Raw genomic sequence first — 25,311 nt, forward strand, 5'->3', positions numbered from 1 at the left:
ATAACAATGATGCCAAAAATTACTGTAGAGCAAATAGTTAAAAGGAAGGCAGTTGTTGTTAGACCAAATGAAACTGTTGAAAAAGTTGCGAAAATTCTCGCAAGGAACAAAGTAAGCAGTGCGGTTGTTATGGACAAAGATGAGATAATAGGTATCGTTACGGACAGAGACATTCTCAACAAGGTAGTTGCCAAAGGGAAAGACCCTAAAGAGGTAAAAATCAGTGAGATAATGACAAAAGATCCCATAACGATAGAATACGACTATGATATTCAGGATGCAATCGAGCTTATGATGGAAAAAGGAGTGAGGATGCTCCTAGTAACAAAGCTTGGAATGCCAATGGGCTTTGTAACGGCGGCAGACCTTCTTGCAGCGGTAAATGCCTACAATCACGAGGAAGAGGAAGCTGAAAAGGAAGAAGGAGAAGTCTATGGGATATGCGAGGTTTGTGGGCAGTATGCTCAGCTCCACAGGGTTGTCCACGAAGGCTATGAAAGATGGGTCTGCGAGAGCTGCAAAGACATGCTTGAAGGCTGAATACTCCTTCGATTATTTTTAAATCCGCTTTAGCTTAGCTTATATTCCCAAAGGTTTAAAACTCTTCTAAGGAATACACATCTAGAGGTGAGAGGATATGGAAAAGAAAACCGGAACAACCACTGTTGGGATTAAATTGAAAGATGGAGTAGTATTGGCAGCGGATACTCAAGCTTCTCTCGATCACATGGTGGAGACCCTCAACATAAAGAAAATTTTACCCATAACCGATAAGATAGCAATAACAACCGCGGGAAGCGTTGGAGATTTGCAGGCTTTAGCGAGAATGCTTGAAGCTGAGGCTAGATACTACCAATTCACCTGGGGAAAACCCATGACGGCAAAGGCTATGGCAAACCTTCTCAGCAACATACTTAACGAGAGCAAATGGTTCCCCTACATGGTGCAGATAATCATCGGTGGCTACGTTGAGGAACCAACACTTGCAAGCCTCGATCCTTTGGGAGGGCTTATCTTTGATAACTACACTGCAACGGGCTCTGGGAGTCCGTTTGCAATAGCGATACTTGAAGACGGGTACAAGGAAGATATGACAATCGAAGAGGCTAGAGAATTGGCTATAAGGGCAGTCAGGACAGCGGGTAAGAGAGATGTTTACACGGGAGAAAGGAAGATTCAGGTGGTTACAATAACCAAAGATGGCATGAAGGAAGAATTCGTCGAGTTCAAGGAGTGATTTTACATTTCTGGTGGTTAAATGAGGAACAAGTCTCTCCTTGCCCTTTTTCTCATAGGCATTTTCTTTATTGCGTTTTTGTATCACAACTACTCTTATCCAAGCGAAGATGCTCAGCAAGTGCTTCAGATAGCCTCCAACATATCGAAAGAAGTTGAGGAAATAAGGGGGCTTAGTCTTAAGGAGAATCCAAAAATAATTGTCCTTACTAAGGAAGAAGCCCTTAAAAAATGGGGTCCAAGCAGAGAGGATTACCAAGAGATCAAAAAGTGGGAGCTAATATACAAGATGACCTTTCTTGTTCCGCTTGACTATAACCTCACAAAAACAAGAGAAAAAGAAACTGCCTCGTGGATAGCGGTTACCTCCGGGAATAAAGTTTACATAATCTCGGAAAACTTTTTTAAAAGGGAAGATACCGCTAAGAGGGTTCTAGCCCATGAATTTACCCACGTGATACAAAAGCAGTACTTCGACCCAAAGTACCCGGAAACACTTGACGGTAGCCTTGCTATTAAAGCCCTAATTGAGGGTGATGCAGACTTAACTGCCGACCTTTATTGCAAGAAGCACGGCATCAGAATAGAGAAAATAACCTCCCTGTACCTCAAAGACCCTCCCATAAACTTTGGGTACTTTCCCTATGTTTTTGGTGACAAATTCGTCGAATACCTTTACCAAAAAGGAGGTTGGGAGCTTGTCAATGAAGCCTACACCAATTCACCACAAACAACCCAGCAGATAATGCATCCAGAGCTTTATTTAGCCAAAGTTCTTCCCCAAGAGGTGGAGATAAGCTTAGGCAGGGATTACAGAATAATCCACGAAGATCGACTCGGGGAGTTCTATTTCTATCTCCTTCTTGTGACGAATGGCGTAGATCAAGAAGAAGCTTCAAGAATATCTATGGCATGGGAGGGAGATAAAATAATTCTAGCGGAAAACTCCACGCACTATATGCTCATGTGGAAGAGCCTTTGGAATGAGGATAGAGCCCTTCAGGAAATCCAAAACCTTCTCACTAAAAAGGCTAATGACTCAACCAAATTGGAAGTCCAAGTAACGGTTGGTGGAAATGAGCTTATGCTTAAAACAATACTCCCAAAACAATAGGTGTTCTCTTATGTCTAGTTTTGTACTATTATTATCGAAACTTCTTTTTGATTAACGAGGACAAAATGAAGATTTTCGGGTGAAATATTTCATTAGGCAACAAAAATAGTTATAAATGCCAAAATTCAAACACTATTTGCCCAAACCAAAAATATTTTGAGGTGATAGAAATGGCCGAAAAGAAAAGAAAGAGGGTAGTAATTCTTGGTGCTGCAGGAAGGGATTTCCACAACTTCAACACGTTTTTCAGGGACAACCCCGAGTATGAAGTGGTAGCTTTTACAGCCACCCAGATTCCAGACATCGAGGGTAGAATTTACCCACCAGAGCTTGCTGGTGAGCTTTATCCAAACGGAATACCAATATGGAACGAAGATGACCTTGAGAAGATAATCAAAGAACATGACATTGACATAGTTGTGTTCGCTTACTCAGATGTTTCCCATGAACACGTTATGCACCTTGCCTCAAGAGCACACGCTGCTGGTGCTGACTTCTGGCTTCTCGGACCAAAGAGCACAATGATAAAGAGCACCAAGCCAGTTGTAGCAGTTACAGCCGTTAGAACAGGTTGTGGAAAGAGCCAAACATCAAGGAAAGTTGCCCAGCTCCTTCAAGAGATGGGCTACAAAGTAGTTGCCATAAGACACCCAATGCCCTATGGAGACTTGAGAAAGCAGGTCGTCCAGCGCTTTGCTACATTCGAAGACCTCGACAAGTACGAGTGCACCATCGAGGAGAGGGAAGAGTACGAGCCGTACATAGAGAGGGGCATGGTGGTTTATGCAGGTGTTGACTACGAGAAAATACTCCGCGAGGCGGAGAAAGAGGCCGACATTATCCTCTGGGACGGCGGAAACAACGACTTTCCATTCTATGTTCCAGACCTCTGGATAGTAGTGACAGACCCACACAGACCTGGACACGAACTTAAGTACCACCCAGGTGAGACCAACTTCAGAGCAGCCGATGTGATAATTATAAACAAGATTGATACAGCAAACAGAGATGACATTCAAAAGGTAAGGGAGAGCATAGAGAAAGTCAACCCGAACGCGACCGTCATCGAGGCCGCTTCACCGATCTTCGTTGACAAGCCAGAGCTCATTAAGGGCAAGAGAGTTCTCGTGGTTGAAGATGGCCCAACACTCACACACGGTGGAATGAGATACGGCGCTGGATACGTTGCAGCCAAGAAGTTCGGAGCTGCTGAGATCATCGACCCAAGACCCTACGCCGTTGGCTCAATAGTTGAAACCTACAAGAAGTACCCACACCTTGACGTTATCCTACCAGCAATGGGCTACGGCAAGAAGCAGATCAAGGAGCTTGAGGAGACCATCAACAGAGCAGATGCCGACGTCGTCATCATGGGAACCCCAGTTGACCTTAGAAGGTTCATGAACCTCAACAAGCCTGCTGTAAGGGTCAAGTACGAGCTTGAAGAGATAGGATATCCAAAACTCAAGGACGTTCTCAAGGAATTCGTCGAAAAGCACGTTAAGAAGGAGTGAATTCTTTCCTTTCTTTTATATTCTGAACTTTTAAATCGAGTTTGTCATCATGCTCTTTTGTCCTATACTCCAAATTGGTATCCCCTAGGGATTTGCGTTTTGTTTTCGTTTACTCTTTTTAATTAGAAAGCTTTATAAAGTTAGATGGTAACAAGTACTCCGAGGTGAAGTCATGCTGGGAATGTGGTGGATAATAAGTTTGATCATTGGGCTTTTGAGCCTCTTATGGATGGCTTGTGGCACTGCTGTTCGGTCTAATTGGGGCAGCTGCATACTATATTGTGGAGAAGAGGGATTAAGTCCCTTCAACTTTAATTTTTTCTCCCCTATAAAAGTCTATAAGATGTCTCTTCATTGATGCTAAAGTTACAGGCTTTAGTGTTTCTCTCATCCAATCTGGGAGGTCTCTTTGAACAGACTTCCAGAGAAGTCTGTAATCTAGAACTATTATCGCTCCTTTTTCTTCTTCACTTCTGTGCACTCTTCCAGCAGCCTGAACGAGCTTCCTATGAGCCGGTAAAATATAACCATAGTACCTTCCCTTCCCAGGAAACTTGTTTTCGAAGTACCTTATTTGAGCTTGAACCCTCGGTGTTGGTCTCGCATAGGGAATGCCCACTAAAACAACGCCGTTCATCTCATCTCCGCTGTAATCCTGCCCTTCACTATTCCTTCCTCCCATCACACCAAGCAAAACAGCCCCATCCTTCTTTGCTTCCTCCTTAAATGCCATCACCAAAAGGTCGTTCTCTTTTGAAGAGGCCCCTTTCTTCTCGATAAATACCTTTTTTCCAGTCTCTTCTCTTATCCGTACATCAACATTGGCAGATAAAAGTCCTTCGAGGACTTCGTAAGAAGCCGTGAAGACGCCAACGTTTTTTGGGATGAACTTTGCTGCTTCAACAACATATCTAGCAAGCTTCTTGTAAAGTTCAAGGCTTCTCTCGTCCCCCCTTGTGGAGACATCCCTAGCAACTAAAACAAGGGCATTTTCCCTCTTAACCATCCGGGGGAATTTTTTAAGCCTGCCCTCCACTCCCATTATATCCGCAAAAGCTTCTAGGGGAGTTAGCGTTCCAGACATGAAAATTGCCGATTGAACATTCTTAATAAAACTCAGAGCTTTTGAAGGATCCAATGCCACAAGCTCAAGAGAGAAGCCTTTATCTCTGCTCATCAAAAAGAGATAATCCTCCTTCCCAATAAGGGCAAACCAAAGGAGCAAAAATTCTCCTACCCTTCCGACATAGCTCCTAGGAGGAAGGTTTCTCTCGATTTTGTCCTCCCTTATTGCATCTCCAGCCTTTACCATCTGATCGAGAATTCTAATAAGCTGTCTCTCATTAATTCCCAGAACGTCAAAAACGTGGTAAAAGATGCTTTCAGGAAGGATGGGAACTTCCTCAACCTTCATATCCTTCAATTTTTCCTGATAGAGATTCTCCAATCCCTTTAGAAAGATGCTTAAAAAATTGGCAGTCTCGTGTTCCTTGTATTCATCGGCTTCTTTTATTGCCCTGTTGATGCTATGGATGCTTACCTTGTCGCTTAAGGCATTTATTGCCTGATCCGGTAGATTATGTGCTTCATCGAAGATCACTATCAAGTCAGAGTAGTCAAAATCAAAATAGCTCATAAAGTTCTCCCTGATAGCTGGATTTATCATGTAGAGGTAGCTCGCCACTATTACATCAGAATTAAGTGCAACCTTCCGGGTAAGCTCGTAAGGACAGAAGTCAAACATTTTAGAATAGGTGAGCACTGTTATGGGTTCCGCAGGCGTTTGAATGAAGTACTGGACAAGTTCGTCAAATTCTTCCTTCTTTTTCTTTAAGTTTTCAAAAAACTCGCATTTGCCAAGCTTTTTGAGATTTTTGCAGACTATCATCGCGTTGTAAGCGTCGGGGGCAAAGTTTTGAATATACTGGTGAAGGCAAAGTTCTTTTCTGCTCCTGAACTCAACTCCGCTTACATGGGTTTTCTTGCTTATGGCTTTGAGCTCTTCTATAACTCTGTCCATCTGCTTATGCGTTCTTGCGAGGTAGATTATCTTGTATCCCATATCCTTGGCATAGGGCAAAGCTCCAGCCAACACACTTACAGTTTTTCCAAAGCCTGTTGGAGCCTCAATGACAAGATTTTCGCCGTTTCTTACTGCATTATCCACTAGCTTGATGAACTCTTCTTGGTTTGGCCTTAAGGAGTTATAAGGGAAGTATTCGCTCATATCAACTCATCAAAAAGGTTATTAATGAAGGTTTTTAACTTTTCCCAAAGTGAAGAGAGGGGGTAAAATGGAAGAATATCAAAAAAAGCTGATAGAGGCTGGAATTGAGGGAGCTATAATCACGGTTTTAGCTTACCTTTTCTACTACCAGAACTACCTTCTCTACAAGTGGCATCGCGGCCTTCCGTTGCCGTCAAGAATTCCCTTCGTAATAGCCGGAATTCTCACAGGAGCGGCTTATTTCATTTACAAACTCTACAAAATCTACCCCATGATGCAAAAGGAGAAAATAGCGAATGTAATAAGAGAAGAAGAAAACTTAGAAACCATTTAATCAAATCTCAAGCTCGTGTATGTGCTCAAGGATCTTTACCATGAGCTTAACGCTTGCATCTACGTCCCTCTCATCAACGACTTCAGCGTTCGAGTGGATGTATCTTGAGGGAATGCTTATTGCCCCAGTTGGAACGCCCGCCTTGTTGAGGTGTATTGCACCAGCATCGGTTCCTCCGCCGAGGAGGATGTCCCACTGGTAGGGTATCTCGTACTTCTTTGCGAGCTCTTCCATCCATCTAACTATCTTTGGATGGCATATGACTGAGCGATCCATTATCTTTATTGCCGTTCCCTTGCCGAGCTGAGTAACTTGCTTGTGCTCCGGAGTGCCCGGAACGTCAGCCGCTATTGTAACGTCTATTGCAAACCCATAGTCCGGATCAATGCCAAAGGCACTTGTCTTCGCTCCTCTAAGCCCCACTTCTTCCTGAACTGTTGCCACAAAGTATATGTCGGCGTTTGACTCCTTAAGTTGCCTTGCAGTCTCAACTAGAGTATAAACGGCTATTCTGTCGTCAAATGCAATGCTAACAAAGCGGTGCTTGCCGAGCCTCTCGAGCCTTCCGTCCCATGTAATCACGGTTCCGATTTTGACGCCCATCTCTTCGGCTTCTTCCTTTGACTCAGCCCCTATGTCAATGAAAATTTGATCCCACTCGGGGGCTTTTTTCCTATCCTCAGGTTTTTGAATGTGTGGAGGAACACTCCCACCAACTCCGTAGATGAACTTGCCCTTGTCAATCCAGACCTTGAAGCGTTGGGCAATCAAAGTTCTCGGATCAATTCCTCCTACTGGGGCAACTCTCAAAAACCCGTTCTTCTCAATGTGCGTTACCATAAGACCTATTTGATCCATATGTCCAGCAATCATAACCTTTGGACCATCGCCTTTCTTGTGGGCAATAATGTTTCCGAGCTTGTCGACTTTGATCTCATCAACGTAATCCTTTAGCGCTTCAATAACAACGTCTCTAACTCCCATGAACTCATAGCCGGTAACTCCAGGAGCTTCGACTATCCTCTTTAACAGTTCATAGTCCACCATCACTACCACCTCGTTTAGATATTCATCTTAATGTAGGACGGGTAATATTTAAGGTTTTAGGTCAATAATCCACTGGGGAGCGGCGTGTTGCTAAAACTTCCGATAATCGAGTGCACGTTTATAAGGAGACTGAACAGATTTGTGGGGATAGTAGAGGTTAATGGAGAACTCAAAAAGGCGTTGATAACGAATACCGGAAGATTAAAAGAGTTCATGGTGGAAGGGAAGAGAGCATTTTGCATTCCCAAACAGGGAGGGAAAACAGAGTTTGTTCTGATTGGATTTCTCGAAAAAAATGAGAGAGGAGCAATTATAGACACAAGAACTCAGGCAAGAGCCTTTGAAAGGGCTGTTGAGCTGGGACTGATCAGGTGGCTTAAAGGATGTAGGATCAAAAAGAGGGAAGTTAGAATCGGCAACTCTCGACTTGACTACCTCTTGGAGTGCAAGGGGGAAGAGATCTGGGCGGAAATGAAAAGTGCCATTTTGAGAGAGGGAGATTACGCAATGTATCCTGACTGTCCGAGTGTGAGGGGACAGAAGCATATAAAAGAGCTGATACGCTTGAAGGCAAACGGCAAAAGGGCAATGATAATCTTCATAGGTGCTTTGCCGGGAGTTAGAAGGTTCAAACCCTACATCAAAGGCGACCCAAAAATTGCCGAGCTGTTAAAAGAAGCAAAGAAAAAGGGAGTGGAGATTAGAGGAATATCGATAAGCCTCCTCCCTAACGGGGAAGTAATCCTAGAAAACGAGGATCTTGTAGTTGAGGTGTAGCCCAAAGGCTTTTATAACACTCACCCTATAAAAGCTCGGGGGTAACACCCCGCGGAGGTGTTGGGAATGACTATTGTTGATGTTAGAATTTTGGTGGAAGGAGCAAGTGATGTGGAAGTTGTAAGCAAAGCCCTTCAAGGCTTGGCTCTTGGTAGTGAGTACAACATAACAATCTCTGCAATAATTCCGACAACGAATCTGGAAATAGCTAAAAGTGCCGCAGCGGGGGCGGATTTACTAATAATAGCTACCGATGCAGATAGGGTTGGACGAGAACTGGCAGAGAGAATGTTTAGAGAGCTCAGCGAACTCGTTGGGCATGTAGAGAGAATGAAAATACCCCTAGGACATGATTTGGAGCACATAGATGTGGAGCTTGTGAGAAAGGAAATCAAAAACACACTCGTAAGAGCAGGCCTAAAGAGTCTCCAGATTTTACCGGAATACATGGCACTGAGAAATCAGCTTCTTGACCTAAAAGGAAAATACGAAATGCTTATGCAGGAAAACGAGAAGCTCAAAAGTGACTATCAAGAACTTGAGGGCAAGTATGGAGAGCTCCTTGAGGAATACAGCAAACTGGTTGAGGAGAACAACAAACTGAGAGAGTCTTTAAAGAAAAGAGCCAATGTTTTTAAGATAAGTGAGATATGGAAAGAGCTCTTTGGAGAGACAGAGCCTCCAGAGGAGAAATACATAGCAGAGGCAGTTGAGAAACTCAACCTTGGCGGAAAAATCATTGTCGGGCAGGGATACATATATTCAGATGATGAAGACCTAGTAATCGAGCTGCTTAGAATAGTCCACTTAAGCCTCAGCATAGCAGAAAGCAAAGAGGAGAAAGCTAAAGAAAAGGAAGAAACTACAGAAAAATTAGAGGAACCCATAGCTGAATTCGAAAACTTCTGAACCTTTAAAATTTATTTTTGTGATTTATATGGACATTATAGAGGAATTCAAAACGTATCTTGAACTCGAGGGAAAAAGTCCCCAGACCGTCAGAATGTACACCTACTATGTAGACCGCTTCTTAAAAGAGACTAAAACCCCAAGCTACCGCTCTGCACTCCGGTTCTTGGCAAAACTTAAACAAAACGGGTACTCAAACAAAAGCCTCAATCTTGTGGTTCAAGCACTAAAGGCGTACTTTAGGTTTGAGGGATTGGAAGAAGAAGCGGAGCGATTGAAATCCCCAAAAGTACCCCGGAGTTTGCCAAAGAGCCTAACAAGAGAAGACGTGAAGAAGCTCATAAAGGCCGTTCCACCCACAAGAAAGAGGGATAGGCTTATAATTCTGCTCCTTTATGGAACTGGATTAAGAGTAAGCGAAGTGTGTAATCTTAAAATAGAGGATGTGGATTTCAAACGAGGGATTTTAGTTGTAAGAGGTGGTAAGGGGGCTAAAGATAGGATTGTACCTATCCCGGACTTTCTTTTAAAGGAAATTGAGGATTACCTAAAAACAAGGGAAGACGGGAGCGAATACCTCTTTGTTGAAGTTAGAAGAGCGAAGAAGGACAGGATTTCTCCAAAGACAGTTTGGTATCTCCTAAAAAAGTATGGAAGCAAAGCGGGAGTGAAGGTGACTCCACACATGCTCCGCCACAGCTTTGCAACTCATATGCTGGAAAAAGGAGTGGACATAAGGGTTATCCAAGAAATTCTCGGCCATTCAAACCTATCAACAACGCAGATATACACAAAAGTCACGGTGGAACACCTAAAGAAAGCGCAGGAAAAAGCAAAGCTTGTTGATGAGATAATGAAAGAGTAGTTTACTCCTTTCTTTTCAAAAGGCTTAAATAGCTTGCAAAAGCTCCAGCGGATATTGTGTCCCCTAACCCTACCGTGGATACGGGATTTCTGACAAGTCTTGTGGGGATAATAACTATCTTGTATTCCCTTGTCCTCATTTTAGCCTTTGCTTCTTCAAATCTCAGCTTTACGTATTCTCCTTTTTCGTTGAATGGAATGTTCAAGCCAACCTTAACATCTTCCGGCCTTTTGATGTCTCCAAGAAATGCCCTTGCAGCTGCGAGGGTTGTTCCAACCTCCAAGGACTTCGTTAGCTCTTCCTCGGTGAGCGGATTGTCATTGTGGGTGATGTACATCAAGTAGTAAATCGTGTGCACTTGAAGAATTTCAAGATTTAGTTCATCAAGGAGAATTTTGGCCCCTAAAACAGCGTCCTCAATTCTATTGTATGTGAAAATTCTGTCGCTTAATTCTCTATATCCGAGAACACTTAATATATGCGCTATCTCAGCTTCGTCCATTCCCACACTGTCAACGAGGGGAAATATGTTGTAGATTACCTTCTTCCTGAGCTCTCTATCTTGAATGGAAGCAAATTCCACGTGAATCTTTATGTCCTTTTTCTTCTTTAGCAGTTTTATATCTTCTTTAGCCTTCCTCAGATAGTAGTTTGCATCCTTTCCGTCACTGTAATATCTTCTTAGCCCCTGATAACCTGAGAGAATAGCCCCATCGACCATTTCCCCTATTTCCGGTAGATAAGGCTTAAGCTCCGGGGAAGTTTCAATTCTAGCAAAATCCTCAAATCTGCAGGCAACTATAAACCTTCCAGAATATGGAACTTCAATAGTTTCATCCCCAAGCTTGAATTTTGTGCCTGCTCTAAACTCAAAAATTCTATTGATTTTTACTGGATCATCCTCTCTGTAAGCTTCCAAGGGCTTCTTTAGGACAAGTTTTCCATTCTCAACAACCGGATAAAGGAGGTTATCCCTATTTACGAACATTTCAGCCTGTTTTCTTCCAAGAAGAGGGGAATATGCGATCACTTTATTAAAGTCTAAGTTGGCAAGAAGGTTCGCTATTACCCCTACCTGCCCCCCAATTCTTTCAAAATCGTATTTAAATCGAGAATTGAACCACTTATCGGCCTCATAGCTTACCAAAGGCACGGCTTGGGGTTTTCCAGTCTTGAGGGCGTGGATTAATCTAGCAACAAAGTCTAAAGGTTCGTTTATCTCTCTCGGATACTCATCGATTCTTTTTTTGATGTTTTCTGCTCCAAATTCCTTTATGAGGCTCTCTATGTGCTTTTCGTTCAAATATACTATTGCGTCAACGTTCACGTTGTAGGCCAAGTAGATGCCCATCTTCTGGAAGTCCTTGAGGAACTCCATCATGTTATCACCCTCAGTGAATACTTGGAGAAAAGTTTACAAGAGCACTTAAAAATATTTTTGTGGAGATAAAGAAAATTGCCAAAAGAATCAAAACTCTGTAAAAAGCTTTCCAAGCCAAGGAATCTTTTCTCCCACATCGAGCTCTCTCAATGCAAGCCATAGGGAGGCTTGATTGCTTGTAATGACAGGAACCCCAAGATCCTCTTCGAGAGCCTCAATTATTTCAAAAGTTCTCAGGTTGGTGCAGCTTATGAATATTGCGTCTGCCTCATCGGTAAAGAGTGCCTTAGCCATTCTGTAAGCCTCATAGGGCTCGAGCCTTCCTATTCTGGTGTTGTCAACTATCCCAAGTCCTCTAATGTCTATGACCTCAAACTCATTAGCCTCCAAAAACTCTCTCTCCCTCTGGTTTATCTCATCGGTGTAGGGGGTTATGACAAGAATCCTCTGGGAGTCAAGAATCTTAAGGGCTTCAACAACCGCTGTACTTGTCGTTATAACTGGTAGCTTCACCTCGCTCTCGATTTTTTCTGCAAGCTCCTTGTCGAATTCTCCACCGCCTATAAAGGATCCACTAGTGCAACCGTAGAGAATTAAGTCAACGTCAGCATCTTTCAACAGCTTTGCACTCTCCACTGCAAGCCCGCTCATCGCTACAAGCTCCTCTTCAGTAACGTTCTTCAAGGGCATCCTTGCAGTGTGAAGTGATACCCCTTCAGGTAAAGCTGAATGCAGTTCCATCTCCATTGTCGTGTTTGAGGATGGAACTATCAAGCCAATTCTACCTCTCCATCCGTACATATTTCCACCTAAAAGGAGCTTTAGCTCCCACCTATATTAAAGTTTTCCAAGAAACTCTAATAAACTTCCAGTGCAAATAGAGTTTGGTGATGAAAATGATAAGATATCCCGCAGTTGCCGGGAGCTTTTATCCTTCCGGAGGAGAGCTAAAACTCATGCTTGATGAGTTTTTCAGCGATCTCGGAGAGCTTGGAGAAAAAAGAAAGATTACCTCAGGAGTTGCACCTCACGCTGGATACATCTTCTCCGGTTATACTGCCTCAAGAACGTACAAAGCAATCTATGAGGACAGCCTCCCTGAGACGTTTGTGATCATAGGGCCAAACCACACCGGTCTTGGCTCCCCCGTAGCAATTTACCCTGAAGGCATCTGGAGGACCCCAATGGGAGATGTTGAAGTTGATGCCGAGCTGGCAAAGACTATCGCAAAGCATTCCAGTTTGGCGGATTTAGATGATTTTGCTCACAAATACGAACATTCTCTCGAAGTGCAGGTGCCCTTCATTCAGTACATCTCCGAAAAAGCAGAAAAAGAAGTAAAGATCGTCCCCATAGCACTTGGACTGCAAGATGAAGAGGTTGCCGAAGACCTGGGAAGGGCGATATTTGAAGCAAGCCAAGAGCTTGGGAGAGATGTAGTGGTTATAGCAAGCACGGACATGATGCATTACGGCTATGCCTACGGCTATGTGCCCTTTAGAGCAAGAGGAGATGATTTGCTGGGAAGAATTAGGGAATGGGACTTCAGAGTAATTCAAAAGATTCTCGAATTTGATTATAAAGGGATGTTCGACGAGATAAGGAAAATGGATCATACAATGTGCGGTCCGGGAGGAGTTGCAACGGCAATAGTCTTCTCAAGACTCAGCGGGGCAGTTGAAGCGGAGGTTTTGCATTACACAACGAGCTTTGAGGTAAGCAGGTCAACAGATGCGATAGTTGGCTATGTGAGTATTGTCATGAGGAAGGCATGAAGTTTCATGCAGAGTTTAGAAATCGAGGCAAAAGCTGACTTCATTTATAGGATTTTCTCTTTTTATTTAGCTTGAACAATTGTATCAAAAGCAACCAAAAGAAAAATAAATTCGGAGTGTATATTTTAGACCATGAAGATTGAAGATACTATAAAAACCGAAGGTGTCTCTAGGGAGTTCATGCTCTCGTTAAGATCATCAAAAACTTTCTGGAGGGTTAAAAATGAGAGTTCTTGCTTCCGCACCTGCTAAAATTATTCTCTTTGGAGAGCACAGCGTAGTTTATGGAAAACCTGCTATAGCTGCAGCCATTGATTTGAGAACCTATGTAAAAGCAGAGTTTAACGAAAACGGGAGAATTAGAATAGAAGCGAAAGACATCAGGACTCCAGGCTTGACGGTATCGTTCACCGAGGATCAAATTTATTTCGAGACCGACTATGGAAAAGCGGCTGAAGTTTTGAGCTACGTTAGGGAGGCAATAAACCTTGTAATGGAAGAAGCAGGAAAGCAGAAGGGAATAACTGTTTCAATAACCTCTCAAATTCCTGTAGGGGCAGGATTGGGGAGTTCAGCTGCTGTTGCAGTAGCGACAATAGGAGCCGTATCAAGGCTTCTTGGGCTTGAGCTAAGCAAAAAAGAGATAGCAAAACTCGGGCACAAAGTAGAGCTTCTTGTACAAGGTGCATCGAGCGGCATTGATCCAACGGTTTCAGCGGTTGGGGGCTTTCTCTACTACCAAAAGGGCTCTTTTGAGAGCCTGCCTGTAGTTGAATTGCCGATAGTTGTGGGCTACACCGGTTCAAGTGGCTCCACAAAAGAGCTTGTTGCAAAAGTCAGGAAGAACTATGAGGAGATGCCAGAGATAATTGAGCCGATTTTAAATTCAATGGGCAGGCTCGTGGAAAAGGCAAGAGAAGTTATCCTCGCAGAGTACGACAAGGAAATCAAGTTCCAGCTACTTGGAAGGTTAATGAACATAAATCACGGTCTCCTTGATGCCCTTGGTGTCTCAACAAAAAGCTTGAGTGATTTGGTGTATGCTTCAAGAGAAGCTGGAGCTCTTGGGGCAAAGATAACAGGTGCCGGAGGGGGAGGATGTATGTACGCCTTGGCTCCAGGAAAGCAGACCGAGGTTGCAACGGCCATAAAGATAGCGGGCGGAGTACCAATGATAACAAAAATAAGCAGAGAAGGACTAAGAATCGAGGAGGTCGAAGAATGATAGTCATCAAGCTCGGAGGAAGCGTGATAAGCGACAAAAATGTTCCCTATTCATTTAACCGAGAAGTCCTTGAGAACATAGCGGAAGAAATTTCCCAGTTTTACCCCAAGGAGAGCTTTATCCTCGTACACGGCGGTGGAAGCTTTGGACACCCAAATGCAAGGAAGTATAAAATCAGGGAAGGGCTAACCGGGGATGTAAAGGGTAAAAGGATTGGCTTCTCAAAAACTCACCAGGCAATGCTCAAGCTCAATGATTTGATAATTCAAACTTTCTTAGAGAAAGGCTTGCCCGCTTATTCCATCTCTTCCTCTTCGATTTTCCTCATTGAGAAAGGGGAAATTGTTTATGGTGAGCTTGAGGTTCTTAGAAAGCTTTTGGAAAAAGGCTTCATCCCGGTGCTCTTTGGAGATACTGCAGTTGCCCTCGATAAGGGGATAGACATCCTTTCCGGAGATCAGATAGTGTGCTACCTAGCAAAGATGTTCAAGCCAAGCAAAGTGGTCTTTTTGATGGACGTTGATGGGATTTATACCAAAAATCCAAAAGAAGAGGGGGCAGAGCTTATTAAAGAGCTTACCAAAGAGGGAATTGAACACCTATTAGAAAGCTCAGAATCAGCGGGAATAGACGTAACCGGTGGCATCGGAAACAAGCTCAAAAAAGCCCTTGAGATAGCTCACTATTCAGATGTTTACTTCATAAACGGAAAGGTTAAGGAAAATCTAGGCAAGGCAATACGAGGAGAAAAAGTTGGCACAAGGATTAAGGTTTAATGTCAATGTTTGTTTTTGTTCATTCTTTTTACTCTGGTTTCTTTTGGCTAATAGGATCTGAAGATACGATTAAAAGATAAAATTAACTACAATTGGTAAAAGAAAATATTTATAAGTCTTGAAGTCGAAAATATTATTGCAATATTTAGTAGGAGGTACAAACATGAAAAAACTGCTTGCACTACTTATTGGGTTGTTGACGATTGGAATGACAATGGAAGTGGCAAGTGCAGAACCCACAATCGAGAAGCCACCACAACCACAATATTTTGGAGATAAAGACCAACTTCATCTTGAATTTGACCCAGATTCATCTTATGTTTACAGGGGTACTGTCTACTTGGCATATTGGTGGTATTGGGAGGGACTAACCGAGATTTTTGATGGAAGTAAGGACTACATTGTAATAGAAATTCCATGGGAAATCAAAATTAATGGGGAATGGAAGCGACTTTTTGAAAATGATGTTCCTTACGTATATGTAAGTGTTTGGGAAGAGTATAAGTCTTCAGTAGGAACCCCTATTATTAGCATGGATCTAAATCCAAAGTACATTGGGGGTTACTGGTTTACTTTCGCTAAAATTAAAATCCCAGTTGATGATGACGTCCCAGGAGGAATTATTTATGTTGGAGTTCGTCCAAAGCGGGAATATCAGGAGATGGAATTGACGACTTTAGAACTCTATTATCATACATGGGATGGTTCAGATGCTGTAGGACTCACTGTGAGTATTGCAATGTCTCTTTGGTTCTCACCAGAAGCTGCTGAGGCATTGTTTGGAACAACAGGCTCTAAAATAATATCTGGAACTGTTTCATGGGGAGTAAGTGAACTCATTGGCAGTTATGTTAGTGGAGGATGGGAAAAGCATATCAAGGCACAAGTTGAAATTTCATATGATGCTTATCCAGAGAGAAGCTATCCCCCAGCAAATCCCCCATGTGTTGGAGAGATTTGTCCAACAAGCATCTTGGAGGACAAAAGATGAATAGGGAAAGTCTTTATCCAGCTCGCTTTCTTCACAATTTTTTAAGTGGAATAGTTCCAGCAGAAGTACTTAGTTTGGTTTTTGGCACTGTCAATCCTCAATTTGGACTTAGATTCGCTCTGCTGTATTGGTTTATTATGAGTCCATACCTCTTGTACTTATATAACAGAGAGAAAGATGCTCTTATTAAAAAGTATGGCTGGAAGGAAGGAAGAGGAATTGTATTAAGATTGCTGTTTGTGAGATATTTCATTGCTGGAATTGCCCCCACTGCTGCAACTGTGGAAAAATACTTTGGTAAGAATATTCTTCTTCTGTTACTTCTGGGGCTTATCTGGACATTAATATACGCAAAGGTACTTGCTGACGTTAATCGTCCTGAGGTTCCGCATTACTGGGCAATGAAGCTTGTAAATAGATCAGCATAATATCTATTTTGTTTCGCGGCTTCTATCATAGAGTTAAGTTTAATTATTCCCGAAACATACTTTAAATCATGAAACTTGAAGATGAAGTAAGAAGACTTGCTCTTAACAAAGAGGAAAAAGTTAAATTCATAATTCTGCATGGCTTTCATGCAAATGAAGAAGCTCGAAACCGACAGCGACGTTGATTTATGTATCCACCATAACAGCTCAAAGAGAAAAGCCTTCCAATTTAAAATGGGAATGATAGGGGAAGTCGCCAAGAATGTCCCCAAAGAGATTCAGCAGAAATACCCTCAAATACCTTGGAAAGAAATTGCTGGAATGAGAGATAGACTTATTCATGCTTACTTTGGAGTTGATCTAGAGATCGTCTGGTTACCGAAGTTAGAATCCGAGTTATCAAGAGGGAGGGCTAAAAATGAGAGTTCTTGCTTCCACACCTGCTAAAATTATCCTCTTTGGAGAGCACAGCGTAGTTTACGGAAAACCTGCAATAGCCGCGGCTATTGACTTGAGGACATATGTAAAAGCGGAGTTTAACGAAAACGGGAGAATTAGAATAGAAGCGAAAGACATCAGGACTCCAGGCTTGACGGTCTCGTTTTCTGAAGCCTTGGTGTCTCAACAAAAAGCTTGAGTGATTTGGTNTATGCTTCAAGAGAAGCTGGAGCTCTTGGGGCAAAGATAACAGGTGCCGGAGGGGGAGGATGTATGTACGCCTTGGCTCCAGGAAAGCAGACCGAGGTTGCAACGGCCATAAAGATAGCGGGCGGAGTACCAATGATAACAAAAATAAGCAGAGAAGGACTAAGAATCGAGGATGTTATATAATAATGTTTGTTTTTGTTCATTCTTTTTACTCTGGTTTCTTTTGGCTAATAGGTTCTGGGGATACGACTAAAAGATAAAATCAACTACAATTAGTAAAAGAAAATATTTATAAGTCTTGAAGTCAAAAATATTATTGCAATATTTGGTAGGAGGTGTAAGCATGAAAAAACTGCTTGCACTACTTATTGGATTGTTCTTGCTGGTAGCTACGGCGAATAACTTTATCTCTGCTGAAAGCCCTAAAGAAAGATTAGACAAGCAAATATTAGTTATTCTCGACAGCCAAGCAACTCTAATAGTCAAAGACTTTGAAGAAAGACTGTGTAAAATGTCTGATGAGGAAATGCTTAAGGATGGTCTGACAAAAGAAGAAATCAAAAAAGTAAAGATTTTCTGTAGTCTACCGAAAGAAAGGAAGAAGGAAATAATTCTCAACAAATTAATAACAGCAGAGATAGAAAGAAAGAGAATTTGTCTCCTAAGCAAATTCATAACAAGCCAGGTTAGTCCAATGTCTTCAAGTGGCACGTATTCCTGTGATTATCAGCTCCCTCGTAGAGTAATCCATGCTACAGGTATACCAACGCACTCAAAACTTGGAGCAATTCCCTGCTCATGGACAGATCCAACTCCACAGTTGTGTAAAGAAGAAGGTGAGATAGCATGTTTATGGGGATGTACTAATGCAGATCCTAAACTAGGATGGAAAAAGAGAGCATTTAACACTTTAAATGATTTTGTTGAGGAAGTCACAAGTAAAGGATACCACAAAACGGCAAAGTATGCTGCGTATGGATCATATGGATATGATTATACGAGAGGAATAGGATATGGATACAGATATGAATCTTGGTGGAATAAAAACACAAAAATGGGATACAGTGAAGGACCAGAGCCAAATCCAGAGGCTAATTGGTACGGTTTTAGTCATGGCTTTTGGCCTGAGTTGACATTTTTATGGCATGATACCTGCTGATGGTGGAGAAAATGAGACTTAAATTTGTTTTTGTATTTTTCTTTTTGACCTTGGATATATTATTCTTCATCTTGCATGTTCCTTTTTGGAATCAAAGGGGAGAGGAATTTCCTGCTGAATCTGTAAAATTTGAAGCTATAAATCTTCACTCTATTAAGGACAAGGATAATATAATCCTTATTTATAGAATGGTCGAATACTCAGGTAGCAAATTGATAGACAATTCAACTTGCCTGTTTAGGATTTACAGGAATGGGACTACAATTGTTATCAAAGAATACGTCCAAACTGAGTGGCGGGAACAGAGCTATTCATATTTTAAAGGTGAAGGAGACGAAGCTGAAATTATGAATTCGCATATAAAGCTACTCCAGCCAGACGGATCGGAGTACATGGAAGGGGAACAGGCGGAGGCCGAGCTCCTTAGAATTAGGTACCCCTATGTCCCTTTGTTCTCGGAGCTTCCCTTAAAGAAGGATTACTCGTATACTTCAAAGTATTTTATCTTAACAGTTGTTGATATTGAGGAAATATATGGAAGAAAGTGTCTATTGGTACGGGCTAAAACAAATGATGCTATTCTACTGCTAGCAATTGATTCAGAGAAAAGAATGTTGTTCTGGTTAAAAGGAGAATGTACCTTAAATGACTGTAAAGGATGGAGCTGGGAACAATGGTTGGAGGTGATTGGATGAAAAAAGCTATCATTCTTCTTATCGTCCTATTACTTGCTGGAGGAATTTTCATATATACTTATGAGACCTCGAATAGTTCTGATAAGAAATACTTAAGTTTGATTCCAGTTGAAGTTTTTAAAAATCTCACAAATCCTCTTACAAATGACACACTATTTTATTACAATGGAACTGGATACGTGAGGGGGATTATCCGTGAAGTTCCCTTTTATACGGAGCAGGAATATTATGTTGTAATAAAGAACGATACTGGGTATACGGTGTTCTGGCTCTATTATATCAGCAGACGTGGAAAGAAAAACGTTCACAATGATTTGCAGATTATGTTTTATGATAAATATGGCAATCTGAGGTACTATATGTATACTCTCCAGTTACCTGTAAGGGAGCCAGGGGATATAACTAAACTTAAAGGTTTTAAAGCGGAGGGAGAGATGGAGAGAACTGGGATAAGGTATTTCATTTCATGGGCAGACATCATTAGGCAGAAGAGGATTTATCACGGATACAACTTCAACGCCACGTTGGAAAAAGTACTTCATTATAGGGATAGAGAAATCCTCAAAGTTCACGAATATTTCAGTGATAACGTAGAGAGGATTTTATACGTTGACAAAGAAACTGGTATAGTGCTTGTAGATATTTTCTTGGGAGGTGATCAAACTGCTTTTGAGTATCTTTACCGTATATCTTCCGTTGATTCCTCAATAGCTTCAAAGGTATCAAAGTTTTACTCTGAGTTATATGAACAGGGGTGAGGTATTGTGGATAGCAAGGAGGTGTAAGCATGAAAAAACTGCTTGCACTACTTATTGGGTTGTTAATAGTAGGTAAAGTGGTAGTTGCTCAACCAACAAGTAGCAAAGGAGCTGTTTCCCCAAACGCGGGATACTGGGAGTTCTGGAAAGTAGAAGATGTAGACGATCTCGGGTCAACTTATGGATCCTGGATAACTCTGGATGAAGTTTTCGGATATGCTGGTCAAGAATATTCCTTTAGCACTTGGGTATCATGGGCACATAAAATTAGCGGTACGGTGATGGTAACATATAGTGTGCTCTCTGCGGCTCTTGGTTTTGACGTAACAGCTACGGGAGCTGTTCAAGTAACCATTAGTGGGAAGTTTGAACATGATAAGCAGATTGTAGCCCTCCAAATAAGACCCAAGTATGAAGAATATGAAGTCACCCAGAGAAAATATATACATATTGACGGACAAAATTATCCAACTGAAGAAAGAGAAACAGCATGGGTTAAAAAGTTTCTACTTTATCAAAAACGAGCTCAACCTCTGAACTGAGGGTGAAAATATGGAAACAAAGAAAATAAGTATCTTTCTGTTTCTCTCTCTTATCTTTATTGGAGCCAGCTACATTCATTATCATATTCCAAAAAAGAGCATATTCCTAGCCCCCGATGCTTACATTTATGGTGAGGTTAACGACACAGTGCTGGTCAGGATTTACTGGATTGGGACAGACTCCAAAGAATATGCCCTTATTAAAGACTCTAATTTGAACATCGTTGGTTTGGACGATTTTGCAACACTTAAAAAAGCAGGAATAAAAGAAACCATAAAATATCACGACCCAGCAATAAAAGAGTTGACATTCGGGATATATCTCACGCTAAACAAAACTGGAACTTACGAGAGCAACGTGACTTTGATAATAGAGAATAAAAAGAAAAATTATCACAAAGAGCTTAATATGAAATGGATTTTTGAAATTTCTCCCAAACAGAGACATCCTCTGAAGATAACGGATATGATCGACTTGGAAATAGGGTTCTTTGACAAAAATGTCTCTCCTGAATGCATATTTGCAGTGAAAAATATAGGAACGCAGCCATTAACTGTATTAGGGATTCAATACAACCTCTCTAGTCTTCAAATTGATGGGATAGCATACGTTAACGCAACTAATCTTAGCGAAATCGAAAATGACACAAAAGAAATTGGATTTCCAGCGGAAGGGCTAACGCTTAAACCTAATGAGAGCAAGGTTATAATAGTTCACTTTAAAGAAGGGGACTTTAGATATCCGAGAAAGCCGGCAGTAATTAGATTCAAGATATCGTACAGAACAAAAGACGGATTTTACGCCATTCCACTTGTATATACTTACGAGATCGTGCCAATTCCAACTCCAGCGCAACTTACGGAATAACTTCCATAACTTGTTGGGATACTCTCTAAAAGGGTAGAGACAAATAGGAACGATAATTCCGGACTTGTGGCTTTCCTACTCGGGGGGAAGAAGTAACTAAATACGAACGGCCGGAGCTTGTTGTATACCTAGGGGCATCTCTTTTTAGTGAGTTTAGTTGCCTTGGTGTTGGTATTGATCCACTTTCTACAAAACTCTTCAGAGAAAATGCAAGTTAATCTTTAGTGTCCAAAAACCTCTTAACCTTTCTCCACTTTCTTTATTTGGTGGTGTTATGGATAAGGAAGAGCTTACTGTTATTAGGAAGTTTGAGCACATAGAGCACTGCTTAAAAAAACAGGTCGAGGCTCACGTAACTACTCAATTTGAGAACATCCACTTCGTTCACCGTTCTCTGCCCGAAATAGACAAGGATGAAATTGATCTGAGCGTTGAGTTCCTCGGAAGAAAGTTTGACTACCCAATAATGATCGCTGGAATGACAGGAGGAACTAAAGGCTCACAGCTTGCTGGAAAAATAAACAAAACCCTTGCCAAGGCCGCTCAAGAGCTGAACATTCCAATGGGGGTTGGGAGCCAGAGGGCAATGATAAGAAAACCGGAAACTTGGGAGAGCTATTACGTTAGAGATGTAGCTCCAGATGTCTTTTTGGTTGGCAACTTAGGTGCGCCCCAGTTTGCCGAGACAATGTCAAACCGTTATGGAGTTGAGGAAGCTCTAAAAGCCGTTGAAACAATTCAAGCTGATGCTTTGGCTATTCATATGAATCCCCTGCAAGAGAGCGTCCAACCTGAAGGAGATACCCAGTACAGAGGAGTTTTGAAAGCTTTGGCACAGCTTAAGAATGAGCTCCCCTACCCAATAATAGCCAAAGAAACCGGCGCGGGAGTTTCAATGGAAGTCGCGATAAGGTTAGAAAGCATCGGCGTAGATGCGATAGACGTCGGTGGGCTTGGAGGTACGAGCTGGAGCGGTGTTGAGTATTACAGGGCAAAGGACGAAAGAAGTAAAAACTTAGCCCTAAAGTTCTGGGACTGGGGAATTCCAACGGCTTTAAGCGTGGCAGAAGTTCGCTATGCAACAAAGCTACCAATAATTGCCACCGGTGGGATAAGGGATGGCATAATGATCGCAAAGGCATTAGCCCTTGGTGCTAATCTTGCCGGAGTTGCATTACCCTTGTTAAAACCTGCTGTAAACGGAGACGTTGAAGGAGTAATCAAAATCCTCCAGCGCTACATAGATGAGCTGAGGAACGCTATGTTCCTCGTGGGAGCAAGAAACGTTGAGGAACTTAGGAAAGTTCCCCTTGTGATTACAGGCTTTGCAAGAGAGTGGCTCGAGCAGAGGATTGATTTGTGGGAGTTTCTTAGAGATAGAAGCGTTTGAAATTTTTTACTTTAATGCACATCTTTTTAAACCCTCCAAACAACTATACCATAACCCGGTGGAGTTCCGCTCCACCACTCAAAGGGCCGAGGCCGACAATAAGTCCGCCTCCGCAGTAAAATAGTTAGTGGAGGAACTAAAATGATAAAAGTTTACACGCTAGGTGGTTACGAGGAAGTAGGAAAAAACATGACTGCCGTGGAATATGAAGGAGAAGTTGTGATTATTGATATGGGAATCAGGCTTGATAGGGTTCTTATCCATGAGGATGTTAACTTTCAGCAGATGAGTTCGAGGGATTTAAGAAAGTTGGGTGCAATCCCCGATGATTCCTCTCTCAAAAACAAAAAAGTCGTTGCCATTGCACTTTCTCACGGTCATCTCGATCACATAGGAGCTATAGCAAAGCTTGCTCCCCACTATCCAAACGTTCCAATCTATGGAACTCCCTACACAATAAAGCTGGCAAAAGGAGAGGTGAGGAGTGAGCAGTATTTTGAGGTTACAAACCCGATGTATGAGACCCAGTATGGGGAGATTGTTCAAGTTAGCGAGAATTTAGCTATAGAGTTTGTTCAGATTACCCACTCAATCCCGCACTCCTCAATGGTGGTTATCCATACGCCCGAAGGTGCTGTAGTTTATGCGTGTGATTATAAGTTTGACAACCACAATCCCCTTGGAGAGAAGCCAGATTACAAGAGGCTCAAGGAGATAGGCCAAGAAGGAGTAAAAATTTTGATACCAGAATCCACGAGGGCAGCTGAAGAAACAAAAACGCCAAGTGAAGCCTCTGCGAAGCTTCTCTTGGAGGACTTTTTCTACTATGAAGGGATGGAAGAGAAAGGACTAATCACCACGACCTTTGCCTCTCACATAGCCCGTCTGCAAGAGCTGATAGAGATAGCAAACAATATGGGGAGGCAAGCGGTTTTGGTAGGTAGATCTCTAGCAAAGTACACAGGCATAGCGAAACAGCTCGGTCTAATAAAAATGAAAGGGGCAAAAGCGGTGAGAAGCCCAAATGCTGTTCAGAAAACACTCAGAGAGGTTTCTCAAGCTAGGGAGAACTATCTCCTAATAGTCACAGGTCATCAAGGTGAGCCGGGAGCAGTGCTTACAAGGATGGCTAATGGAGAACTCTATGACATCGGAAAAGACGACACTGTTGTGTTTTCGGCTGGAGTCATCCCAAATCCCCTAAACATAGCCCAACGCTATGCCCTTGAGACAAAGCTCAGAATGAGAGGAGTGAGAATGGTTAAAGATTTACACGTCTCAGGTCATGCAAGCAGGGAAGACCACAGATATTTGATTAAGCTTTTAAATCCAGAGAATATAATCCCCGCTCATGGAGAGTTTAGGATGCTCACCCATTATGCTGAGCTTGCCGAAGAAGAGGGGTATCTCATAGGAAGGGACGTGTTTGTATCAAGAAACGGTTACAAAGTCGATGTGAGGTGATAAAATGAAGTTTGATCCGCTATTTAAAGCATTAAAAGAAAAAGCTAAGGTCGTCGATGAGGCTATTTTTGAGCTTATACCTGAAAAGGAGCCCAAAGTTCTTTATGACGCTGCAAGACATTATCCTCTCGCAGGAGGGAAGAGGGTTAGGCCGTTCATAGTCTTAACCTCTACTGAAGCTGTTGGTGGAAACCCAGAGAAGGCTGTTTACGCTGCAGCGGCTGTGGAGCTACTTCACAACTATTCCCTTGTTCATGATGACATAATGGACATGGACGAAAAAAGAAGGGGCAGGCCGACAGTTCATAAAATTTGGGGAATAAACATGGCAATTTTAGCTGGAGATTTGCTCTTTTCGAAGGTTTTTGAGGCTGTGGCAAAGATACCCGTCGAGGCTGAGAAGGTTGTAAGAGTTCTGGATGTCATTGCAAAGACTTCAAACGAGCTTTGCGAAGGACAGGCAATGGACTTGGAGTTCGAAAACAAAGAAACAGTTACTATAGAGGAATACATGAAAATGATAAGCGGAAAAACTGGAGCGCTTATAGATGCCTCAGCTACAATAGGTGGAATCATAGGAACAGAAAACGAAGATTACATTAAGGCGTTGTCAAAATATGGAAGGAATATAGGCATAGCGTTCCAAATATGGGATGATGTTCTCGATTTGATAGCAGACGAAGAGAAACTCGGAAAGCCAGTGGGGAGTGACATAAGAAAGGGTAAGAAAACACTCATAGTTGCACACTTCCTTGAAAACGCAATTGAAGAAGACAAAGCAGCGTTTTTTAAGATATTTGGGAAATACGCTGGCGATGTAAAGGGAGAGGGAATAATAGAGGAGAGCGTCCAAGAAGAGATCAAAGAAGCAATTGAACTCCTCAAAAAGTATGGAAGCATAGACTACGCTGCAAAAGTTGCAAGGGAACTGGCAGATGAGGCAAAGAAAGCACTAAAAATACTCCCAGAAAGTGAGGCAAGAAAACAACTAGAACTCTTAGCAGACTTCATAGTGGAGAGAGAATATTAGCCTTCCATCTATGTCTTTTTAATTTGAGAACTGATTGAGCGAAAAGTTTATATATGCAATCTTGGCTTCTTTCTTTCGGTGCCCCGGTGGCTCAGCCTGGTGGAGCGGCCGCTTGGTAAGCGGCAGGTCGCGGGTTCAAACCCCGCCCGGGGCTCCAA

26 protein-coding genes, 1 tRNA gene and 1 pseudogene are annotated in these 25,311 nt (G+C 42.3%); 24 read left to right on the plus strand and 4 right to left on the minus strand.

Going from position 1 to position 25,311, the window contains the following annotated elements; all coding sequences use genetic code 11:
* Nucleotides 1-6 precede the first annotated feature (6 nt).
* From OCC_RS00380 to OCC_RS00395, 4 genes are all read left to right on the plus strand, one after another.
* Complete coding sequence (locus OCC_RS00380) at nucleotides 7-540, plus strand: CBS domain-containing protein (RefSeq protein ID WP_004067432.1); 534 nt, start codon at nucleotides 7-9, stop codon at nucleotides 538-540.
* Between the two features lie 97 nt (nucleotides 541-637).
* On the plus strand, nucleotides 638-1,237 hold the full coding sequence (psmB, locus tag OCC_RS00385; RefSeq protein WP_004067422.1) for an archaeal proteasome endopeptidase complex subunit beta: 600 nt from the start codon (nucleotides 638-640) through the stop codon (nucleotides 1,235-1,237).
* Nucleotides 1,238-1,258: 21 nt separating this feature from the next.
* Entirely contained in the window at nucleotides 1,259-2,350 is a 1,092-nt protein-coding gene (locus OCC_RS00390) for an eCIS core domain-containing protein (RefSeq protein ID WP_004067420.1), read from the plus strand.
* A gap of 170 nt (nucleotides 2,351-2,520) precedes the next feature.
* The gene (locus tag OCC_RS00395; protein ID WP_004067418.1) at nucleotides 2,521-3,864 is read left to right on the plus strand and encodes a cyclic 2,3-diphosphoglycerate synthase; all 1,344 of its coding nucleotides are present in this window, start codon (nucleotides 2,521-2,523) and stop codon (nucleotides 3,862-3,864) included.
* Nucleotides 3,865-4,159: 295 nt separating this feature from the next.
* On the opposite strand, the gene OCC_RS00400 is transcribed toward OCC_RS00395, so the two are convergent.
* Nucleotides 4,160-6,091 carry a helicase C-terminal domain-containing protein gene (locus tag OCC_RS00400; RefSeq protein ID WP_004067416.1) on the minus strand — a complete coding sequence of 644 codons (1,932 nt, stop codon included), beginning with the start codon at nucleotides 6,089-6,091 and terminating at the stop codon, nucleotides 4,160-4,162.
* Between the two features lie 67 nt (nucleotides 6,092-6,158).
* Here OCC_RS00400 and OCC_RS00405 point away from each other — a divergent pair, with 67 nt between their 5' ends.
* Nucleotides 6,159-6,425 (plus strand): hypothetical protein, encoded by a 267-nt coding sequence (locus OCC_RS00405; protein WP_004067415.1) that lies wholly within the window; start codon nucleotides 6,159-6,161, stop codon nucleotides 6,423-6,425.
* Here the strand turns inward: OCC_RS00405 and OCC_RS00410 are convergent, their stop codons facing one another.
* Nucleotides 6,426-7,472, minus strand: coding sequence for a M42 family metallopeptidase (locus tag OCC_RS00410; RefSeq protein ID WP_004067414.1), 1,047 nt, complete (start codon nucleotides 7,470-7,472; stop codon nucleotides 6,426-6,428). It lies immediately after the preceding gene.
* An 84-nt stretch (nucleotides 7,473-7,556) separates the two neighbouring features.
* Between OCC_RS00410 and sfsA the strand changes: the two genes are divergently transcribed.
* From sfsA to xerA, 3 genes are all read left to right on the plus strand, one after another.
* The gene (gene sfsA / locus OCC_RS00415; RefSeq protein ID WP_004067413.1) at nucleotides 7,557-8,249 is read left to right on the plus strand and encodes a DNA/RNA nuclease SfsA; all 693 of its coding nucleotides are present in this window, start codon (nucleotides 7,557-7,559) and stop codon (nucleotides 8,247-8,249) included.
* Nucleotides 8,250-8,315: 66 nt separating this feature from the next.
* A complete protein-coding gene (locus tag OCC_RS00420) occupies nucleotides 8,316-9,158 on the plus strand; it encodes a toprim domain-containing protein (RefSeq protein ID WP_004067412.1) in 843 nt (280 codons plus the stop codon).
* A gap of 28 nt (nucleotides 9,159-9,186) precedes the next feature.
* Entirely contained in the window at nucleotides 9,187-10,023 is an 837-nt protein-coding gene (xerA, locus tag OCC_RS00425) for a site-specific tyrosine recombinase/integron integrase (protein ID WP_004067411.1), read from the plus strand.
* 1 nt (nucleotide 10,024) lies between these two features.
* Here the strand turns inward: xerA and pfkC are convergent, their stop codons facing one another.
* Nucleotides 10,025-11,404, minus strand: a complete 1,380-nt coding sequence (pfkC, locus tag OCC_RS00430; RefSeq protein WP_020953560.1) for an ADP-specific phosphofructokinase — start codon at nucleotides 11,402-11,404, stop codon at nucleotides 10,025-10,027.
* 87 nt (nucleotides 11,405-11,491) lie between these two features.
* Nucleotides 11,492-12,205, minus strand: coding sequence for a maleate cis-trans isomerase family protein (locus OCC_RS00435; RefSeq protein ID WP_004067409.1), 714 nt, complete (start codon nucleotides 12,203-12,205; stop codon nucleotides 11,492-11,494).
* 95 nt (nucleotides 12,206-12,300) lie between these two features.
* Between OCC_RS00435 and OCC_RS00440 the strand changes: the two genes are divergently transcribed.
* The 16 genes and pseudogenes from OCC_RS00440 (at nucleotide 12,301) to OCC_RS00520 (ending at nucleotide 25,310) form a co-directional block, all read left to right on the plus strand.
* Entirely contained in the window at nucleotides 12,301-13,179 is an 879-nt protein-coding gene (locus tag OCC_RS00440) for an MEMO1 family protein (protein ID WP_004067408.1), read from the plus strand.
* Nucleotides 13,180-13,402: 223 nt separating this feature from the next.
* Nucleotides 13,403-14,404, plus strand: a complete 1,002-nt coding sequence (locus tag OCC_RS00445) for a mevalonate kinase (RefSeq protein ID WP_004067407.1) — start codon at nucleotides 13,403-13,405, stop codon at nucleotides 14,402-14,404.
* A complete protein-coding gene (locus OCC_RS00450; RefSeq protein WP_004067406.1) occupies nucleotides 14,401-15,180 on the plus strand; it encodes an isopentenyl phosphate kinase in 780 nt (259 codons plus the stop codon). Before OCC_RS00445 ends, OCC_RS00450 begins: the two co-directional genes overlap by 4 nt.
* Nucleotides 15,181-15,343: 163 nt before the next feature.
* Nucleotides 15,344-16,171 carry a hypothetical protein gene (locus tag OCC_RS00455; RefSeq protein ID WP_020953561.1) on the plus strand — a complete coding sequence of 276 codons (828 nt, stop codon included), beginning with the start codon at nucleotides 15,344-15,346 and terminating at the stop codon, nucleotides 16,169-16,171.
* Nucleotides 16,168-16,599, plus strand: coding sequence for a hypothetical protein (locus OCC_RS00460; protein ID WP_004067011.1), 432 nt, complete (start codon nucleotides 16,168-16,170; stop codon nucleotides 16,597-16,599). Before OCC_RS00455 ends, OCC_RS00460 begins: the two co-directional genes overlap by 4 nt.
* A gap of 153 nt (nucleotides 16,600-16,752) precedes the next feature.
* Entirely contained in the window at nucleotides 16,753-17,046 is a 294-nt protein-coding gene (locus OCC_RS00465; protein ID WP_048874651.1) for a HepT-like ribonuclease domain-containing protein, read from the plus strand.
* Nucleotides 17,018-17,430: pseudogene (locus tag OCC_RS12190) on the plus strand (hypothetical protein). The gene OCC_RS00465 and the pseudogene OCC_RS12190 overlap by 29 nt, the downstream one beginning before the upstream one ends.
* Before the next feature lie 160 nt (nucleotides 17,431-17,590).
* Nucleotides 17,591-18,406, plus strand: coding sequence for a hypothetical protein (locus OCC_RS00480; RefSeq protein ID WP_020953565.1), 816 nt, complete (start codon nucleotides 17,591-17,593; stop codon nucleotides 18,404-18,406).
* An 11-nt stretch (nucleotides 18,407-18,417) separates the two neighbouring features.
* On the plus strand, nucleotides 18,418-19,101 hold the full coding sequence (locus OCC_RS00485; RefSeq protein ID WP_004068071.1) for a hypothetical protein: 684 nt from the start codon (nucleotides 18,418-18,420) through the stop codon (nucleotides 19,099-19,101).
* Nucleotides 19,098-19,859 carry a hypothetical protein gene (locus OCC_RS00490; protein ID WP_004067581.1) on the plus strand — a complete coding sequence of 254 codons (762 nt, stop codon included), beginning with the start codon at nucleotides 19,098-19,100 and terminating at the stop codon, nucleotides 19,857-19,859. The genes OCC_RS00485 and OCC_RS00490 overlap by 4 nt, the downstream gene beginning before the upstream one ends.
* A gap of 29 nt (nucleotides 19,860-19,888) precedes the next feature.
* Nucleotides 19,889-20,401, plus strand: a complete 513-nt coding sequence (locus tag OCC_RS00495) for a hypothetical protein (RefSeq protein WP_004067580.1) — start codon at nucleotides 19,889-19,891, stop codon at nucleotides 20,399-20,401.
* A 10-nt stretch (nucleotides 20,402-20,411) separates the two neighbouring features.
* On the plus strand, nucleotides 20,412-21,269 hold the full coding sequence (locus OCC_RS00500; RefSeq protein WP_004067579.1) for a hypothetical protein: 858 nt from the start codon (nucleotides 20,412-20,414) through the stop codon (nucleotides 21,267-21,269).
* Between the two features lie 274 nt (nucleotides 21,270-21,543).
* A complete protein-coding gene (gene fni, locus OCC_RS00505) occupies nucleotides 21,544-22,659 on the plus strand; it encodes a type 2 isopentenyl-diphosphate Delta-isomerase (protein ID WP_004067577.1) in 1,116 nt (371 codons plus the stop codon).
* A gap of 141 nt (nucleotides 22,660-22,800) precedes the next feature.
* On the plus strand, nucleotides 22,801-24,123 hold the full coding sequence (locus OCC_RS00510; protein ID WP_004067575.1) for an RNase J family beta-CASP ribonuclease: 1,323 nt from the start codon (nucleotides 22,801-22,803) through the stop codon (nucleotides 24,121-24,123).
* 4 nt (nucleotides 24,124-24,127) lie between these two features.
* Complete coding sequence (locus OCC_RS00515) at nucleotides 24,128-25,153, plus strand: polyprenyl synthetase family protein (protein WP_004067573.1); 1,026 nt, start codon at nucleotides 24,128-24,130, stop codon at nucleotides 25,151-25,153.
* A gap of 80 nt (nucleotides 25,154-25,233) precedes the next feature.
* Nucleotides 25,234-25,310: transfer RNA gene (locus tag OCC_RS00520), tRNA-Thr, on the plus strand.
* The last annotated feature ends 1 nt before the right edge of the window (nucleotide 25,311 follow it).

Source organism: Thermococcus litoralis DSM 5473 (genome assembly GCF_000246985.2).
GTDB classification, from domain to species: Archaea; Methanobacteriota_B; Thermococci; order Thermococcales; family Thermococcaceae; genus Thermococcus_A; species Thermococcus_A litoralis.